At 64.8% G+C, this 15,087-nt stretch carries 21 protein-coding genes; 4 read left to right on the top strand and 17 right to left on the bottom strand.

Translation table 11 applies throughout. The features are described 5' to 3' along the window. Nucleotide 1: 1 nt before the first annotated feature. Nucleotides 2-163 carry a DUF1328 domain-containing protein gene (locus tag AC3A35_RS15525; protein WP_487437074.1) on the bottom strand — a complete coding sequence of 54 codons (162 nt, stop codon included), beginning with the start codon at nucleotides 161-163 and terminating at the stop codon, nucleotides 2-4. 378 nt (nucleotides 164-541) lie between these two features. Between AC3A35_RS15525 and AC3A35_RS15520 the strand changes: the two genes are divergently transcribed. After that, nucleotides 542-700, top strand: coding sequence for a DUF3309 family protein (locus AC3A35_RS15520; protein WP_487437073.1), 159 nt, complete (start codon nucleotides 542-544; stop codon nucleotides 698-700). 110 nt (nucleotides 701-810) lie between these two features. Here the strand turns inward: AC3A35_RS15520 and AC3A35_RS15515 are convergent, their stop codons facing one another. The 3 genes from AC3A35_RS15515 to AC3A35_RS15505 are packed head-to-tail and all read right to left on the bottom strand — an operon-like array spanning nucleotide 811 to nucleotide 1,968. Next, on the bottom strand, nucleotides 811-1,251 hold the full coding sequence (locus AC3A35_RS15515; RefSeq protein WP_487437072.1) for a hypothetical protein: 441 nt from the start codon (nucleotides 1,249-1,251) through the stop codon (nucleotides 811-813). Next, nucleotides 1,248-1,634 (bottom strand): phage holin family protein, encoded by a 387-nt coding sequence (locus AC3A35_RS15510; RefSeq protein WP_487437071.1) that lies wholly within the window; start codon nucleotides 1,632-1,634, stop codon nucleotides 1,248-1,250. The genes AC3A35_RS15515 and AC3A35_RS15510 overlap by 4 nt, the downstream gene beginning before the upstream one ends. 43 nt (nucleotides 1,635-1,677) lie before the next feature. Continuing rightward, nucleotides 1,678-1,968, bottom strand: a complete 291-nt coding sequence (locus AC3A35_RS15505; protein ID WP_487437070.1) for an ElaB/YgaM/YqjD family protein — start codon at nucleotides 1,966-1,968, stop codon at nucleotides 1,678-1,680. Nucleotides 1,969-2,451: 483 nt separating this feature from the next. Here AC3A35_RS15505 and AC3A35_RS15500 point away from each other — a divergent pair, with 483 nt between their 5' ends. After that, nucleotides 2,452-2,826: a hypothetical protein gene (locus tag AC3A35_RS15500; RefSeq protein ID WP_487437068.1), complete on the top strand. Its 375-nt coding sequence runs from the start codon at nucleotides 2,452-2,454 to the stop codon at nucleotides 2,824-2,826. 268 nt (nucleotides 2,827-3,094) lie between these two features. On the opposite strand, the gene AC3A35_RS15495 is transcribed toward AC3A35_RS15500, so the two are convergent. The 5 genes from AC3A35_RS15495 to AC3A35_RS15475 all read right to left on the bottom strand — a co-directional run bounded on the left by AC3A35_RS15495 (nucleotide 3,095) and on the right by AC3A35_RS15475 (nucleotide 6,469). Beyond that, nucleotides 3,095-3,283 (bottom strand): hypothetical protein, encoded by a 189-nt coding sequence (locus AC3A35_RS15495; RefSeq protein ID WP_487437067.1) that lies wholly within the window; start codon nucleotides 3,281-3,283, stop codon nucleotides 3,095-3,097. 24 nt (nucleotides 3,284-3,307) lie between these two features. Next, entirely contained in the window at nucleotides 3,308-4,681 is a 1,374-nt protein-coding gene (locus tag AC3A35_RS15490; RefSeq protein WP_487437065.1) for a phospholipase D-like domain-containing protein, read from the bottom strand. A 169-nt stretch (nucleotides 4,682-4,850) separates the two neighbouring features. Continuing rightward, nucleotides 4,851-5,012 carry a DUF1328 domain-containing protein gene (locus AC3A35_RS15485; RefSeq protein WP_487437064.1) on the bottom strand — a complete coding sequence of 54 codons (162 nt, stop codon included), beginning with the start codon at nucleotides 5,010-5,012 and terminating at the stop codon, nucleotides 4,851-4,853. A 274-nt stretch (nucleotides 5,013-5,286) separates the two neighbouring features. Continuing rightward, entirely contained in the window at nucleotides 5,287-6,153 is an 867-nt protein-coding gene (locus tag AC3A35_RS15480) for an SDR family oxidoreductase (RefSeq protein WP_487437063.1), read from the bottom strand. A gap of 64 nt (nucleotides 6,154-6,217) precedes the next feature. Then, nucleotides 6,218-6,469 (bottom strand): hypothetical protein, encoded by a 252-nt coding sequence (locus tag AC3A35_RS15475; protein WP_487437062.1) that lies wholly within the window; start codon nucleotides 6,467-6,469, stop codon nucleotides 6,218-6,220. Nucleotides 6,470-6,914: 445 nt separating this feature from the next. Here AC3A35_RS15475 and AC3A35_RS15470 point away from each other — a divergent pair, with 445 nt between their 5' ends. After that, a complete protein-coding gene (locus tag AC3A35_RS15470) occupies nucleotides 6,915-7,241 on the top strand; it encodes a hypothetical protein (protein WP_487437060.1) in 327 nt (108 codons plus the stop codon). A 51-nt stretch (nucleotides 7,242-7,292) separates the two neighbouring features. Here the strand turns inward: AC3A35_RS15470 and AC3A35_RS15465 are convergent, their stop codons facing one another. From AC3A35_RS15465 to rpoE, 6 genes are read right to left on the bottom strand one after another with little or no spacing between them, the layout of a single operon-like run. Next, nucleotides 7,293-7,550, bottom strand: a complete 258-nt coding sequence (locus AC3A35_RS15465; RefSeq protein WP_487437059.1) for a glutaredoxin family protein — start codon at nucleotides 7,548-7,550, stop codon at nucleotides 7,293-7,295. Further along, nucleotides 7,547-8,959: a Do family serine endopeptidase gene (locus AC3A35_RS15460; protein WP_487437058.1), complete on the bottom strand. Its 1,413-nt coding sequence runs from the start codon at nucleotides 8,957-8,959 to the stop codon at nucleotides 7,547-7,549. The genes AC3A35_RS15465 and AC3A35_RS15460 overlap by 4 nt, the downstream gene beginning before the upstream one ends. Beyond that, entirely contained in the window at nucleotides 8,956-9,423 is a 468-nt protein-coding gene (locus AC3A35_RS15455) for a SoxR reducing system RseC family protein (protein ID WP_487437056.1), read from the bottom strand. The genes AC3A35_RS15460 and AC3A35_RS15455 overlap by 4 nt, the downstream gene beginning before the upstream one ends. Further along, a complete protein-coding gene (locus AC3A35_RS15450; RefSeq protein WP_487437054.1) occupies nucleotides 9,420-10,391 on the bottom strand; it encodes a MucB/RseB C-terminal domain-containing protein in 972 nt (323 codons plus the stop codon). Before AC3A35_RS15450 ends, AC3A35_RS15455 begins: the two co-directional genes overlap by 4 nt. Then, nucleotides 10,388-10,927: a sigma-E factor negative regulatory protein gene (locus AC3A35_RS15445; protein ID WP_487437053.1), complete on the bottom strand. Its 540-nt coding sequence runs from the start codon at nucleotides 10,925-10,927 to the stop codon at nucleotides 10,388-10,390. Before AC3A35_RS15445 ends, AC3A35_RS15450 begins: the two co-directional genes overlap by 4 nt. Before the next feature lie 9 nt (nucleotides 10,928-10,936). Then, complete coding sequence (gene rpoE, locus AC3A35_RS15440) at nucleotides 10,937-11,536, bottom strand: RNA polymerase sigma factor RpoE (protein WP_487437052.1); 600 nt, start codon at nucleotides 11,534-11,536, stop codon at nucleotides 10,937-10,939. A gap of 253 nt (nucleotides 11,537-11,789) precedes the next feature. On the opposite strand from rpoE, the gene nadB reads away from it, so the two are divergent. Next, a complete protein-coding gene (gene nadB, locus AC3A35_RS15435; RefSeq protein ID WP_487437050.1) occupies nucleotides 11,790-13,394 on the top strand; it encodes an L-aspartate oxidase in 1,605 nt (534 codons plus the stop codon). Here nadB and AC3A35_RS15430 read toward each other — a convergent pair. Continuing rightward, nucleotides 13,369-13,818 (bottom strand): hypothetical protein, encoded by a 450-nt coding sequence (locus tag AC3A35_RS15430; protein WP_487437049.1) that lies wholly within the window; start codon nucleotides 13,816-13,818, stop codon nucleotides 13,369-13,371. The two genes, nadB and AC3A35_RS15430, sit on opposite strands and share 26 nt — an antisense overlap. 22 nt (nucleotides 13,819-13,840) lie before the next feature. Then, nucleotides 13,841-15,076: a beta-ketoacyl-ACP synthase II gene (gene fabF, locus AC3A35_RS15425; protein ID WP_487437048.1), complete on the bottom strand. Its 1,236-nt coding sequence runs from the start codon at nucleotides 15,074-15,076 to the stop codon at nucleotides 13,841-13,843. Nucleotides 15,077-15,087: the final 11 nt, after the last annotated feature.

The following is a 15,087-nucleotide window of genomic DNA, read 5'->3' as shown; positions in this document are numbered from 1 at the left end:
ACTATCTGCGCATGAGGCCCATGACCAGGGTCACGACGAAGATGATCACAAAGACGAAGAACAGGATCTTGCCGATCTCGGCCGCACCGGCGGCGATTCCGCCAAAGCCCAGCACCGCGGCAATGATCGCAATGACGAAGAAGATTGCTGCCCATCTCAACATGATGACCTCCACCTAGGAAATCGGCCTCCCGGCCCACCGTCACCTTGCCGACGAACGGCAGACGATCGGTCGATTCGGTCGTGCCTTCGAGTGAATATCTTCGCCTTCAGTGCTTCGTCGGTCTGTTCGCCAGCGTACAAACAAACCATGGTGCGTCCGGGTGGTCCCGGCCCGCACCTCCCGATCATCGCGCCACCCGCAACGAATGGCCGTGACCGGGGGAGTTTATGTACGTTGCCGAACAGACAGTCCCCGCCGTGTGAGTAGCATCGAAATCACAGATGCGATCGGATCGGAGCCGTCGCAGTGCGACCAGCACCTGTGCTTGCACTGATTTTCAACGCCGCCCTGCTGCGGCCCCTACGCGGGAGAGATGAAATGACCTTGGGAACAATTCTGCTGATCGTGCTGATCCTGTTGCTGATTGGCGCGTTTCCGACCTGGCCCCATAGCCGGAGCTGGGGCTATGGTCCCACCGGTGGCGTGGGGCTGATCCTGCTGATCGTCCTGGTGCTGCTGCTGATGGGCAGGATATAGCGCGTCCACTTCACGACGTCGCGGCATGCCCGGAAGGTTCCCTGGACGCCATGCTGCGCATTCCCTACTTCGTCGAAGGCTTCGAGGAAGCGTTCGATCAGTGTTGAACGTCAGCGCCCGGGAAGCCTGCTGTCCGGCCCGGGCGCAGTCGGGGCGAACGGTCCCGGTGGCGCGGCCGGCTTGGCTGCGGTAGCGGGACGGGACGGCGGCACGACCGTTCGCCGCGCGAGTCGTCGCCGCATCAGCAACTCCGGAAGCGCAGCCCACGGATTGGCGTACCGCGTCCGCAGTGCCGCCATGGTCAGGCCGGCGATCACCGACAGCAGCCCGGCGCCCGCGACCGGCGCCACCGCGGTTCCAGGCGCAGGGCGCCGTCGACGCAGCAGTCCACCGATCACAAAGCCGGCGCCGATCACCGCCGCTAGGCCGCGGAACGAGGCCACCGAATCGCGCTTGTGGCGAACCCATCCATCGAATTCGCCGCGTAGTTCGCGCCGGCTGCGTGCCACCCTTTGCTCGGCACGCCTGAGTTCCTCGGGACCCACACTCATGGTTCGCTCCTCGGCCCCTCCCCGCGCAACTGGCGGAGAGTGGCCGTAAATGGCAGTTCCTTCTGGCGCTGCCGGAGCCAGGCGCCGACCGCGAAGGCCGCCACCAGATTGGCCGCCGCCGCCAGCATCAGTGCAGCCGGCCAGGAGGTACCGGTTCCGAGCAACCACCCGGTTGCCGCCGCCACCAGCGCAAGCCATGCACTGACCACCAGCACCGACGCAATCACGGCGACACACAGAATCTCGACGATGTGGCGGACCGTGTAGCGCGCGTCGAGCACCGCGAGGTGGGCAAAATCCACCGCCAGGCGGCGACTGCGCGTCATCAGGTCGGAGAGGCTGGTCCCCACGCTGCTGCCACCCTGCTGTTGTTGTCCGGCCATGCTGGACTCCCTCGCCTGGTTTCATTTGCTTGTGCGGATGCGTTCAGCGCGACGTAAGCCGGTTGAGCAAAACGCCGACGCCGAAGGCGATCACCACCGAGGTGATGGGGTGAGCGCGCACATATTCGCGTGCGTTCTGAGCCCACGCTTCCTCCGTGTCCATCCATTGCCGGCCCAACTCCTCTCCCCTTTGCCCGGCGTGGCGCACCGCCGATGCCGTGGCCTCGGCAGCCTTTCCGACGCCTTCCTGCGCGCGTTCACCCAGCCGTTCGATCGCGGCCGCACCCTGCTCGGTAGTGCCCGTCATGGTCGATCCGATGTTTGTGTCCTGCATTTTCAATTCTCCTGTTCTTCCTCGCCCCCCGCCGCCACAGGGGCACCGTGATGGAATCATCGGCAGCAGCGTGCCTCTGCCGCAGCAAACGTCATGCCCACGCGGCGCGATGGCCGCGTGGGTGCGGTGCGATAGGCGTCGCGAATGCTCGTCGGTCGGGTCCGGGTTGCCGACAAGTACGAGCACCGTCGCTGAGCATCTTCGCCCCGACCCCCTTCAACCCGAGCGCTTGGAGGCGGGCAGTAATTTCTTCTGCCCTCGTGCACATTCTTCATGACGACCGGGGATCGTCGCCGCCCGTGTTCCCGCGTGTCGCGGCCATGCAATGCGCCGGTCGCAAGGGCCTGTGCGGCATTGAAGGAGGCCCGGGGCTGGCGCTCATCCACTTTCGGCTCTTTGTCCGGATGTTGCTGCGCAGCGTAGACCGCCCGACGGCATTCCTTGCGGGCGGCACGGGCCGATGACCTGTAGATCCTGGGCCAGATGTCCCGTCAGTTCGAACAGAGTGCCATCAACCTGACCGAGCGCTGGCAGCTTGGTCTCGAGGAACTTCAGCGCCAGGCCAGCGAGAGCCTCGAGGAACTCAAGGAGCTGTCACGCCAGCAGGCCGAGGAAATGACACGCGCCACCGAGTCGCTGACCGACGTGACCCAGGCCACGCTGCGCGAAGGAGGCGAGCAGTTCCGTGCCACCGTCCGCAAGGGGCTCGAACACGGCCGGGAGATCGCCAGCCGCCAGGCCGACGCGATCCGTGAGGAAGGCGAAGGCGTCGCCAACGCAGCGCGTAGCGCTGCCCGTCACGCTCGCACCGGTACCGACGCAGGCGATTCGGGCGCACGCACGAGTCGCGCCGCCTGATCGCCGGGACACGTCTGACACGGCGCCCGTTCCTCGCCGGACACGGGCGCCGCGTTCGTTTCGAGAATGCCGTGAGCGTGACCTCACGATCCCTGCCTTGTGCGCGACTGTCGGCAATCCCTTTGCCCGCGCAAGGCGTCGCCTTTAACCAGTACCATTTTCTGCCGTAGTGCACTTCTTTCACGCTTGTCCACGCTGGCAAAGCCGCCACTGCGACTCCCGGCGCCATCTGCGCCGTGAAGTCAGTCCATTTATCATTATCGATCCACTACCCGGCGCTTCTGTCGGCGCGTCGCGCGGCAAGTTCGATCGCGCTCATGACTCTGGCGGGCGTCCGCGGGCCGTCTCGGGATGCCGCACTGCAGACCCGATCGCCGGTATCCGCACGGGCGATACGCTGCATCAACGGGCCGAGCTGCTCCTTTTCGGAGATCAGGCAATGGACTGTACAGGGCATGAATCACTCCTTTCGTGTTTCTCCCTACAACAGGTACTCCCAGCGCCGGGCCAGCCATTCGAGAAAGCGTACACCCACATCGCGGCGCTTCCACTCGCGCTCGAGGATCTCGTGCGACACGGATTCGTCGAGGCGGAACAAGGCTTCCATCTCGTCGGCAAAACCCCGGTCCAGTACCAGCAGGTCGGCTTCATAGTTGTGTACGAAACTGCGCCAGTCGAGGTTGGTCGAGCCCACGCTCGACCACACCCCGTCGATCACCGCGGTCTTGGCGTGAAGAAGGGCATCCCGGCGCTCGAAGATGCGCACACCGGCGTCGAGCAGACGGGCGTAGTGCGAGCGCCCGGCGTGAAACGGCGCCCAGAAGTCACTGAATCCGGGAAGCGCCAGGCGGACATCGATACCGCGCCGGGCCGCCTGCTCAAGAGTGCTCAAGGTGCCCTCGTCGGGAACGAAGTAGCCATAGGTCAGCCAGACCCGCTCGCGTGCATGCTCGATGGCCGACAACAGCGCGACATACAGTTCGCTGCGCTCCATCTGCGGATCGGCGGCGACGAGTCGCGCCGCCATCTTGCCCGCTGCCGCCAGCGGTTTCCGCTGTCCCGCGTGCCCGGGCTCCAGCTCGGCGGCCGGACAGTTCTGCCCGCGCCACGACTGCTCGAACAGCTCCTGAAACTGCGCGACCACCGGCCCGCGGACCTGCACATGGGTATCCCGCCAACCGGTGGTGCGATCGGGAGCGCGGTGCTTGCGCCCGAACGAGCCGGAACTATAGACGGCGCTGATGTTGATCCCACCGGTGAAGGCGACCTTGTCGTCGACGATGAGGAGCTTGCGGTGATCACGATTGTTGATGGTCAGGCGACTGTCGCGCTTGGCCTTGAGCGCGTTCACCGGATTGAACTCGCATACCGTCGCGCCGAGCGCGGTCAGCCGCTGGAAATACTCCGCCGGGGTGTCCATGGAGCCGACGCTGTCGTACAGAATGCGAACACGGACGCCTTCGGCGCGCTTCGTTTCGATCAGCTCGACCAAGCGCTGTCCGCTGCCGGCCGCTTCGAGGATATAGGTTTCCAGGTCGATCTGCCTTCGAGCCTGGCCCATGGCGCGGAACATCGCGTCCTTGGTTTCGGGTCCGTCGATCAACAGGTGGGCGTCGTTGCCGAGTACGAGGGGCGTGGCGATGGCGTCCTCGACATGCACGAGATGGTGTTTGAGCATGGCCTCGGCACCACCCGGATCGATCAGTCGCGCCGCCGTCCCCGGACGTACCTGCTTGGGCGCTCCGCCGCCATCTGCGACCTGGACGCGACTCGCCGATGGGAGCGCGGCCACTTGCTCGGGCACATGAGCGACCGGCCTCAACGCACAGGCCGCCAGCATGGACACCAGACCCATGAGCACCAACCTCGGCCCGGGCAACACCCCTCTGCCCGCACGATGGTGCCGCTCCCGCGCGCCGTTCTGCCGCCGTCGTGGCCAGGGCACGCGTGCTCTCCCGGGCGTCGTCGAGCGTCCGTCATTGAGAAAGGCGTCTGTTCGGTTGGCGGGCACGCAGACAGACTCGCTACCCGGGCAGCACGCCGACCACCAGCGAGACCAGGAAGATGACGAGAAAAATGTAGAACAGGATCTTCGCAATACCCGCGGCCCCGGAGGCGATCCCGCCGAAGCCGAACAGCGCGGCGACCAGGGCGATGACGAAGAATACGATGGAGTAATAAAGCATGAGCGATCTCCTTGAGCCCAAGGGCGATTAAGACAAGCTATCACCAGCAATCCGCATGCCCTGCGCCCCGCCCCTTGGGTTCATGTCGGCATGGGGAGCGGAGGAACGCGGCGGAACGTGACGCACGTTCGCCGGGGCCTGCGCGCGCCGGGTGAACCGGAGGTGCACCCCCGGCCTGGGGGTCGATGGGCATGAACGGGACGGCCCCACCCTGTGGCGCCAATCCCCGGCGTCCCGTCCCGACTGGCCTACGCGCGCTGACGGCGCGCTACGCTCAGCCATTGATGATCTCGCCGCCGTTGGGATGCAGCACCTGACCGGTCATATAGCTGGAATCGGCACTGGCGAGGAAGACATAGCTCGGCGCGCACTCGTCCGGCTGGCCCGGACGCCCCAGCGGTTGTTCGGTGCCGAATTTCGCCACGCGCTCCTCGTCGAAGGTGGATGGAATCAGCGGCGTCCAGATCGGCCCCGGCGCCACCGCATTCACGCGTATGCCCTTGGGCGCCAGTGCGAGTGCGAGTGAACGGGTAAACGCGACGATGGCGCCCTTGGACGCCGAGTAGTCGATCAAACTCGGACTGCCGCGGTAGGCGGTGACCGACGTGGTATTGATGATGCAGGCGCCCTCGGCAAGATGAGGCAATGCAAAGCGACACAGGTCGAACATGGCAAACAGATTGGTGCGGAAAGTTCGCTCCAGCTGGTCGCGGCTCACGTCGGCTAGGCTCTCCTGCGGATGCTGCTCGGCGGCGTTGTTTACCAGCACGTCGAGCCGGCCGAAAGCGCCGATCGTCTGCTCGATCACCTGCCTGGCAAAGGCTTCGTCGCCGATGTCGCCGCCGAGCACCAGGCAGCGGACGCCCTGGGCCTCGATCTCGCGCCGGGTATGCGCGGCGTCGTCATGCTCCTCCAGATACACGATTGCCACCTCGGCGCCTTCCTTGGCAAAGGCAATGGCGGTGGCACGGCCGATGCCGCTGTCTCCGCCGGTCACGATCGCGACTTTGCCGGCGAGTTTGCCGTTGCCCTTGTAGTTGCGAGCATTGTCCTCGGGTGGTGGCCGCATCGGGGCCTCGCGGCCCGGGCGCTGGTCCTGGTGCTGGGGCGGCAGGCTTTGGGGAAATTCGTCTGCGCTCATGACGTGTCGTCCTCCTTGGTCGGTAACAGGGCACCGGAGACGCGGTGGGCGCTCGGCGATGCGCTCACGGGCGGCGTCCGGCGCCGAAGCCGATCAGCGCGCCGAGCATGCCGCCCGCCAGGGCTGCGATCGCCAGCGTTCGCCCGGGTCGCTTGCCGACCTGTTCCCGGCAGCGCGCCGCGATGTCCGTGCGGCCCTTGCCCGGATAAGGATCGGTGGTGTCGATACCGGGCTCGGCGATGCCGAGTTGATGACCGGTATCGGTCGAGTAAATCTTGACCTCGTCAATACGATCGGCGGTGTCCTTCGGTTCCACGCCTATTGCCTCCGGGTTGGGGGCTCCGCACGGTCGGCGGCGGGATGCTGCCGCGCGGTGCCGGGTCATGTTTGCCCCGCAGGGCATCTGCGGGAGCTGACTTGTCTGACCAGCTCCTCCGGGGACGGGACCGTCGAGCGTCGGGCTCGCATCGTCCACACTTCCGCGCCCGGATTTCATTCCTGCCGTGGCCCGGTGCGCGTGTCCGAATGGGTGCAAATCCTGTTCCCGCCCGCAACCGGCTACCGGTCTCCGGCCGGTCGGGAGACGGGGCGGCAGACGGTTCGGGTAGGAATTACAGATCTGTGCAAGATCTTCGTGGGCTGCCCCCGGCTCGGACATGGCAGCGGCACCCCCCGGGATCCGCGAACCGCGCACCGGCGCGATCGTCCCACGGGCACGCAGCGTGCTGAAGGCACCGCACTGCAACCTGCCGGAGACGAACATGGCAAAGACCTTCGACCCCGATAGCCGGGCCCCGGAAAACGTTCCCGACCACGGCCCGTACCCCTGCGGACCGGGCGACAGCCGGGAGAGGGACAGCGACCTCGGCGGAGTGAAATCGGCGGCGGCGTCGTCCGGTCGGGCCGCCGACGCGTGCCCGCCGCCAGAAAACGACGTGGCGTTTGACGAAGGGAAAACCACCGAGGTGGATTTCGAGCGCCCGCCCCCAGCCGACGAAGGCGACAATCCGGATGAACAGGCGGCCGCGCGCGAGCAGGCCCGCCGCAGCATTCCACCCCGCTCGCGGGTGAAGCCGGGTCCGCACTAGTCCATCGGCCGGGCGAGGCCCGGATTCACTGAAGGGGTCGGCGCGTCAGCTCTACCGGGCCGGCAGGAAGGCGCCGCAATAGGCCCGAACGCGCGATTCATCGAGATGGTAATGACAGAGTTCGGTGTCACCATGCAGTACGACCGGCACCAGCTCATCCCATCGTGCCTCGAGTTCGGGGTGCTGGTCCACGTCGACGACCGTGACCGCCCAGCCCAACTCCGCGGCCAGCGGAGCTAGCGCATCCACCAGCTCGTGGCACAGGTGGCACCACTCCCGGCCAAGTACGGTCAACTCGCGCCGCGTCATCTGCCTGCCCGCAAACCGACATAAGAGGTCGATTCGCCCCGCTGCACCAGCAGACTCAGATGCTGTCCATCCTTGAGTTCCACGAGGACCCTGTTGAACGCGTCGACCGACGTCAATGGCGTCTGTTTGCCACCGACGATCAGCGCCAGCACCAGGTCCCCGCGCTGGAGGGTGGCACGGGCAGCCGGACCTTCTGCACGATCGACGATCAGGCCCTGCTCCGCCTTGCCCTCCCCGCCCTTTGCCTGCGGCGGCTTGATCAAGGTGAGTCCGAGCGGGTTCGCGATCGGTCCGTTCGATCGGGTCTTGATTGCACGCGGGGCATCCGGGTCCCGCCACTCGCCAAGGGTCACGCTCAAGGCTTGCCGGACGGCGCCGCGAAAGACATCCATCCTGACCTTGGCGCCGGGACGACTGGCGGCGACGATACGCGGCAGATCGTTGGACTTGTCCACCTGCTTGCCACCGAAGCTCACGATCACGTCCCCGCGCACGACGCCCGCCCGCGCGGCCGGGCTGTCGGGTTCGACCCCGCTGACCAGGGCTCCGGCCGCCCGCGGCAAACCGAAGCTCTCGGCCAGATCGCGGGTGACCTCCTGGATGGCGACCCCGATACGCCCGCGCTGTATGCGCCCATGGGCGCGCAATTGCTGCTGCATGTCCATTGCCACGTCGATCGGAATCGCAAACGACAAGCCCATGAAGCCGCCGGTCCGGCTATAGATCTGGGAGTTGATACCGATTACCTCGCCCTTGAGATTGAACAGCGGGCCGCCGGAATTTCCTGGATTGATCGCCACGTCCGTCTGGATGAAGGGGACGAAATTCTCATCCGGAAGGCTGCGCTCCTTCGCGCTCACGATACCGGCCGTGACCGTCTGCTCGAAGCCGAAAGGGGAGCCGATGGCGAGCACCCATTCGCCGACCTTCAGTCGTGACGGATCGCCGAGGCTGACCCGTGGCAGATCGGTGGCATCGATCCGGATCAGCGCGACGTCGCTACGCGCATCGGCGCCTATCACGCGGGCACGATACTCGCGCTTGTCAGCGAGGCGGACGAGGATTTCCTCTGCATCTTCGACCACATGGGCATTGGTCAGGATGTAGCCGTCGGCGCTGATGATGAAGCCGGACCCGAGCGATTCGTTGTCCGGAGGAGCACCGGGCGGGCTTCCCGGCGGGCGCGGAATGAACCGCCGGAAGAAATCGAACATGGGGTCGCCTTCGTCCAGTTCCGGCAGGCCACGCGCCCTCGAAGCCGGACCGGCAATGGCGCTGATGTTGACGACCGCCGCGCCCTCGCGCTCGACCAGCGCGGTAAAGTCGGGGAGGACGCCGGCAGCTGTCGCAAGCGGGGCAAAACACTGGAAGACGAACGCCAGCATGGCGCTACGGAACAGGCGGATCATGAGATTTGGGCGTGCTTGCAAGACATTTGATCGAGGACCAGCGACATCCTCAGGCCACCCCGCCAGCGCCTGCTGCGGGCAAGAATCCTGTTGATCGCGACGGCGAGTCCGAGCCCGCCGAGAGCACCGAGCCCGGCACCGAGATCGGTCGACACCACGTCTGCCAGCGCGCTGCCTGCTGCCGCACCGGTCAGCATGAGGGCTGCACCGAGACCATAGCTGAGCAGCGCCGCCTTCAGCGGCGCCCCTTCGGGAATCGCGACCTTGACCCGGTCGCCTGGATGCAGCCCGAACGGATCAGGCAGTACAAACATCTGCCGCGGCGCACCGAAGGCATCGGTAATGCGCATCGAACGACAACCGCCGGGCTCATCGCAGCGTCCGCATCCGCCTTGCCGCTCGCTGAGTCGCACCCACGCCTGCCCGCCATCGACGCGCACAACTTCCGCCGGCACCTCGATCATCGCTGCACGGCCTCGACACTCTCCGCCATCTTCTTCACCGTCTTTGCGGGAACCTCGCCCAGCGCGGTGACCAGCACGCCGTCGACGATGCGCTTGTAGATGTTGATCGCGCCGCTCGACGATGCTCCGGCCTCGGGCCGCTCGAGTTCGGTGCCGATCGGCTCGATGAAGACCGATACCGCAGCGAGGCCATCACTGAACACCATGTGCAGCGCCTCGTCCCGCTCCGTTCCGAGCGGTCGGCGCACGACCGAACTCAACGCGAATCCGGGCAGCGGATCGCGCAACATCCAGCCGGAGTCGGCCTTGCTCATCTGGTCGCCCTGAACGTTGACCACTCGCCAGCCGTCTCCCTGCCGGTAGCGCGGCTTGAGCAAGTCCTTGTCGATGTCGCCCCCGATGCGCAGGTCGCTGAAGGTGAATTGCTCGATCATCTCGCCGCGTTCGTCGAGCATTCTCGACTTCAGCAACAGGCCAGTCTGCATCTCGGCCCACAACACGTGGGCATAACGAAGATCGTCCCTGGGCTCGAGAACAATGGACTGTGCCTCGTAGCCGGCAACCCTGCTCACCTCGCCCTTGCGGATGCGATAGCTTTCGGCAAGACCAGTGTAAGAGGTCGGCAGGCGCGCCGGAAAGGCCCGTCGAGTGCCGGCCTGGTCGATGATCACGGTTCGCTGGTCGGGTAGCACGCAGCGAACTTCAGCATTGCTGCGTATGACTTCGCGTGGGCTGCCGTCCAGTACCTCGAGACGCTCGAATTCGCCTTCGCCATCCGCGCGATGGGCAATGCGCGAGGTCTCGATCTGTTTTCCGGACTGGTAGCTGAAGGTTCCCACGTAGTTCAGGCGCTGACTGGCCGCAGCGATCCGACCCAGCCACGACAGCGGATCCGAGGGCGGTTCTGCACTTGCCAGAGGAGGAAAAAACAGGGAGCACAGTCCGACAGCAAGGAGCCAGAACCTCATCGGGCGCTTTCCTGCGGGAGGGGCGACACGGTCCGGACGTACTGCACCGCGGCAGGCATCGGACCGCCGCTGGTCATCGACTGATGGACGAATACGTACTCCCGATGGAGATCGTTGGCCGCCGGAGCAGGCGTCGACACCGGCTGCATGCCCGACTGCGACGCGACCCGCTGGATCGAGGCCACCGGGGCCACCGCCGCGTCGTCGGAATACATCGTGCTGGCCACCAGCCCGACCGCGGCAACCCCCATCACCGATGCCGCGACCGGCAGCAGGGAATGCCAAAGCGAGCGCCGCGGGGCGTCACTGACCGACGAACGGGGAGACAGCACGGTCGGCTCCGAGTCGAGTCCGGACATGACGCGCACGACCAGATCGGATGAATCGTGATACTCGCCGCGAAGGGTATCTCCGATCAGACAATAGACGTCCCATTCTTTGCGGAGCGCATCGTCGCGATTAAGACGGTCGACGATCAGGCGCACTGCCTGTTCGTCGAGATCGCCATCGATCAGTGCAGAGAGTTTGTCATTCATGCCAGTCACCTACCAACGTTTATCCGGCGCCGTGTCGAGCAACGGCCGCAGTCGTTCAGCAATCGCCTCACGGGCACGGAAGATCCGGGAACGCACTGTTCCGATCGGACAGTCCATGATGTTGGCGATCTCCTCGTAACTCAGTCCTTCAAGTTCGCGCAGCATGATTGCCGTGCGCAATTCCTCCGGCAGTGCAGCCATCGCTTCATCCACCGTCTGCGCAATCTGCCGGGTCATCAGCAGGCGCTCGGGCGTGTTGTTGTCGCGAAGCTGGTCACCATCTTCGAATGTCTCGGCCTCCTCGGAGTCGTAACCGGTGGACGTAGGCGCGCGACGCTTCTGCGACACCAGATAGTTCTTCGCGGTATTGATCCCGATTCGGTATAGCCATGTATAAAACGCACTTTCACCCCGGAACGAACTCAGGGCACGATATGCCTTGATGAACGTTTCCTGGGCCACGTCTTCAACTTCGGCCGGATCGCGAATCAGGCGCGAAAGCAGCCGCTGCAGCTTGCGTTGGTATTTGGTTACCAACAGGCTGAAGGCCTGCTTGTCGCCGCGCTGTACGCGTTCGACCAGTTGCTGATCGATTTCGCGATCGCTCATTGGAGGTCTGTTCTTCTTCGGAAAGTGACTAAACCGCAGAAGTATAAGCGACCGCTTGCACACTCAGCAAAATGAAGTAGTACGTCTCAAGACAGGTCGGTGGCGAATTAGTTCAGACGGCGACAGGGGTATCCGGCGCCCACGCTGGCGTCCGACGATATCGGGCGAGGCTGCGCGGGAGCTCAGGCCGAGCATCCGGATACCGGGCTGCGTGATATATTTCCACGCTTTCACCCTTCGCACGGTCGTCATCTTGCACAAACAGTACGATGTCCTGATTCTCGGAAGTGGCACCGCCGGTCAGTCGCTGGCATTGCGACTCGCCGATCACCTGAAGGTGGCGATCGTGACCAAGCGACAGCTTACCGATAGCGCAAGTGCGTGGGCGCAGGGCGGCATCGCCGCCGTGCTCGACACCGCCGACAGCATCGAAGCCCACATCCAGGATACCTTGACCGCCGGGGCCGGGCTGTGCGATCCGGCGGCAACGCGCTACGTCGTGGAGCATGGAAAGCGGGCGATCGAATGGCTGATCGGCCGCGGTGTCCCCTTTACCCGCGAAGACCAGTCCGTCCTTGGCTACCACCTCACCCGGGAAGGCGGGCATTCGCATCGGCGCATCATTCATGCCGCGGACGCGACCGGCGCCGCGGTGCAGGCGACTCTGGGCGAAGAAGTGCTGGCCCATCCGAATATCGACATACTCGAACACCATATCGCGATCGACCTCGTGCTGGGCGACAAGATCGGGATGCCGGGCGCCGGATGCGTCGGCGCCTACGTGCTCGACATCCACCAAGACCAGGTAATCACCATCAGCGCCCGCAACACCGTGGTGGCGACCGGGGGGACGGGGAAGGTATATCTGTACACCACCAATCCGGACGTCGCCACCGGCGACGGAGTCGCGATGGCCTGGCGCGCCGGATGCAGGGTGCGGAACATGGAGTTCGTCCAGTTTCACCCGACCTGTCTCTATCACCCGCAAGCAAAGTCGTTCCTGATCTCCGAGGCGGTCCGCGGCGAAGGCGGGCTGCTGCGACTTCCCGACGGCACCCGCTTCATGCCCGAACACGACCCCCGGGAAGAGCTCGCACCACGGGATATCGTCGCCCGCGCCATCGATTTCGAGATGAAGAAGCGCGGCCTCGACTGCGTCTACCTCGATATCAGCCACAAACCAGCAGACTGGCTGCGCGGGCACTTTCCGAATATCTACTCACGCTGCCTCGAACTCGGTATCGACATCACGCGCGAACCGATCCCGGTCGTCCCGGCCGCGCACTACTCGTGCGGCGGCATCGTCACCGATCTGGCGGCACGAACGGATGTTCCCGGCCTGTACGCAGTCGGAGAGTCGGCAGGCACCGGTCTGCATGGCGCGAACCGGCTGGCCAGCAATTCGCTGCTCGAGTGCCTGGTATTCGGCGAGGCGGCTGCCCAGGACATCCTCGCGAAACCGGTCGAATCCATGCCTGCACTGCCGGCATGGGACGAGAGTCGGGTGACCGATGCCGACGAGGAGGTGGTGATCTCGCACAACTGGGCTGAATTGCGTCGGGCGATGTGGGATTACGTCGGCATCGTACGTACGACCAAGCGGCTCAAACGTGCCCAGCACCGCATCCGTCTTCTCGAGCGCGAGATCCACGAGTTCTACTCGCACTTCCGGGTGTCGAACGACCTGATCGAGTTGCGCAATCTGGTCGTGACTGCAGATCTGATCGTGCGCTGCGCCCTCAAACGCAAGGAAAGCCGCGGCCTGCATCACTCCCGCGACTATCCGGACACGCTGCCCCTCGCCCGCGACACCGTGTTGCGTCCGCCCCGTTTCAGGCAGAAACAGCCGCCAGCCTGAGTGCCCGGTGGCGAAGCCAGACTCTGAACGCGCGCCACTGTCCGGCCTGCACATTGCCGGCGACGAGCATCATTCGGAGATGCCTGCGCCGCCAGCGCTCGGCTTCGAGCAACTCCAGCCGAAACCAGATCACGCCTGAGAACACGACCGCCCCCGGACCGATCCGTGCAACGCAGGGCGCGAGTCCTGTGCGCTGGAGACTGGCGCCGCCGTCCTCATGCAGGATGAGGACGAGACCGCGCTTTCGCCACTCGCTCACGACCGCGGAAAACCCAGAAACAAGCACCAGCAGCCCGCACCCCCCGAGCGTCCACGAGCCGAGACCGGAATGATAAAGCGCCAGCCCCACCGCAGCGTGTGCGGCCAGGACTGGCGCCAGCAGACCCGGTGAGGACTGCAATGCGATCGCAAGCGGGTAAGCCATCGACGCCTCCCGCCTACATCGCCTACACCTTGCGGAACACCAGGGTTCCGTTGGTACCGCCGAAACCGAAATTGTTCTTCATGGCCACGTCGATCTTCATCGAGCGCGCCACGTTCGCGCAGTAGTCCAGATCGCACTCCGGATCCTGCTCGAAGATGTTGATCGTCGGCGGCGAAATCTGGTGATGGACCGCCAGCACGGTAAACACCGACTCCAGGCCGCCTGCGCCGCCAAGCAAGTGACCGGTCATCGATTTGGTCGAATTGACCACCAGTTTCCTGGCGGTATCGGCACCGAAAGCCAGCTTGATCGCCTCGGTCTCGTTCTTGTCGCCGAGCGGAGTCGAGGTGCCATGGGCGTTGAGATAATGAACCTCGTCCGGATTGACACCGGCATTCTTGAGCGCATTCACCATGCTGCGCCGCGGCCCGTCCATGTCCGGCGCGGTCATGTGGTAGGCATCACCGCTCATGCCGAAACCGGCAAGTTCGGCGTAGATCTTTGCACCACGCTTGACCGCATGCTCATACTCCTCGAGCACCAGCACACCGGCACCTTCGCCCAGCACGAAGCCATCGCGCCCCTTGTCCCACGGACGACTTGCAGTCGCCGGGTCGTCATTGCGGGTGGACAGCGCCTTGGCCGACGAGAACCCGCCGACCGCGAGATGGGTCACGGTGGACTCGGCGCCCCCGCACACCATGACGTCGGCGTCGCCGTACTCGATCATGCGCGCACTGAGACCGATCGCATGCAGCCCGGTGGTGCACGCCGTCACCACCGCGACATTGGGGCCCTTAAGACCGAACATGATCGACAGGTTTCCGGAGATCATGTTGATGATCGTACCCGGGATGAAAAACGGTGAAATCTTGCGCGGCCCGCCGGCAAGGTAGTCATCATGGGTATCTTCGATCATTGGCAGACCGCCAATGCCGGAGCCGATGTTGACACCGATACGCTCGGCGTTTGCTTCGTTTACCTCGATTCCGGAGTCACGAACTGCCTGGATGCCGGCTGCCATACCGTAGTGGATGAATACATCCATGCGGCGTGCCTCTTTCGCGGAAAGATAGGCAGCGATATCGAAATTTTTGACCTCACCGGCAATCCGGGCAGCAAATGCACTCGGATCGAAACGGGTGATGGGACCGATGCCGCTCTTGCCGGCAATCAGGTTGTCCCAGGCTTCTGGAACAGTATTGCCGACCGGCGAGACGAGTCCCAGACCGGTGACGACGACTCTACGACGCGACACGGGCGCCTCCG

The organism is Azoarcus sp. Soil_N_20, assembly GCF_057656155.1.
The sequence above is the reverse complement of the archived record's forward strand: the minus strand, read 5'-3'. Positions and strand labels throughout refer to the sequence as shown.

Excerpts from the sequence above, each read along its gene's own strand:
- AC3A35_RS15525 (WP_487437074.1), bottom strand. The coding sequence starts at position 163 with ATGTTGAGATGGGCAGCAATCTTCTTCGTCATTGCGATCATTGCCGCG.
- AC3A35_RS15520 (WP_487437073.1), top strand. The coding sequence starts at position 542 with ATGACCTTGGGAACAATTCTGCTGATCGTGCTGATCCTGTTGCTGATT.
- AC3A35_RS15515 (WP_487437072.1), bottom strand. The coding sequence starts at position 1,251 with ATGAGTGTGGGTCCCGAGGAACTCAGGCGTGCCGAGCAAAGGGTGGCA.
- AC3A35_RS15510 (WP_487437071.1), bottom strand. The coding sequence starts at position 1,634 with ATGGCCGGACAACAACAGCAGGGTGGCAGCAGCGTGGGGACCAGCCTC.
- AC3A35_RS15505 (WP_487437070.1), bottom strand. The coding sequence starts at position 1,968 with ATGCAGGACACAAACATCGGATCGACCATGACGGGCACTACCGAGCAG.
- AC3A35_RS15500 (WP_487437068.1), top strand. The coding sequence starts at position 2,452 with ATGTCCCGTCAGTTCGAACAGAGTGCCATCAACCTGACCGAGCGCTGG.
- AC3A35_RS15495 (WP_487437067.1), bottom strand. The coding sequence starts at position 3,283 with ATGCCCTGTACAGTCCATTGCCTGATCTCCGAAAAGGAGCAGCTCGGC.
- AC3A35_RS15490 (WP_487437065.1), bottom strand. The coding sequence starts at position 4,681 with ATGGGTCTGGTGTCCATGCTGGCGGCCTGTGCGTTGAGGCCGGTCGCT.
- AC3A35_RS15485 (WP_487437064.1), bottom strand. The coding sequence starts at position 5,012 with ATGCTTTATTACTCCATCGTATTCTTCGTCATCGCCCTGGTCGCCGCG.
- AC3A35_RS15480 (WP_487437063.1), bottom strand. The coding sequence starts at position 6,153 with ATGAGCGCAGACGAATTTCCCCAAAGCCTGCCGCCCCAGCACCAGGAC.
- AC3A35_RS15470 (WP_487437060.1), top strand. The coding sequence starts at position 6,915 with ATGGCAAAGACCTTCGACCCCGATAGCCGGGCCCCGGAAAACGTTCCC.
- AC3A35_RS15465 (WP_487437059.1), bottom strand. The coding sequence starts at position 7,550 with ATGACGCGGCGCGAGTTGACCGTACTTGGCCGGGAGTGGTGCCACCTG.
- AC3A35_RS15460 (WP_487437058.1), bottom strand. The coding sequence starts at position 8,959 with ATGATCCGCCTGTTCCGTAGCGCCATGCTGGCGTTCGTCTTCCAGTGT.
- AC3A35_RS15455 (WP_487437056.1), bottom strand. The coding sequence starts at position 9,423 with ATGATCGAGGTGCCGGCGGAAGTTGTGCGCGTCGATGGCGGGCAGGCG.
- AC3A35_RS15450 (WP_487437054.1), bottom strand. The coding sequence starts at position 10,391 with ATGAGGTTCTGGCTCCTTGCTGTCGGACTGTGCTCCCTGTTTTTTCCT.
- AC3A35_RS15445 (WP_487437053.1), bottom strand. The coding sequence starts at position 10,927 with ATGAATGACAAACTCTCTGCACTGATCGATGGCGATCTCGACGAACAG.
- rpoE (WP_487437052.1), bottom strand. The coding sequence starts at position 11,536 with ATGAGCGATCGCGAAATCGATCAGCAACTGGTCGAACGCGTACAGCGC.
- AC3A35_RS15430 (WP_487437049.1), bottom strand. The coding sequence starts at position 13,818 with ATGGCTTACCCGCTTGCGATCGCATTGCAGTCCTCACCGGGTCTGCTG.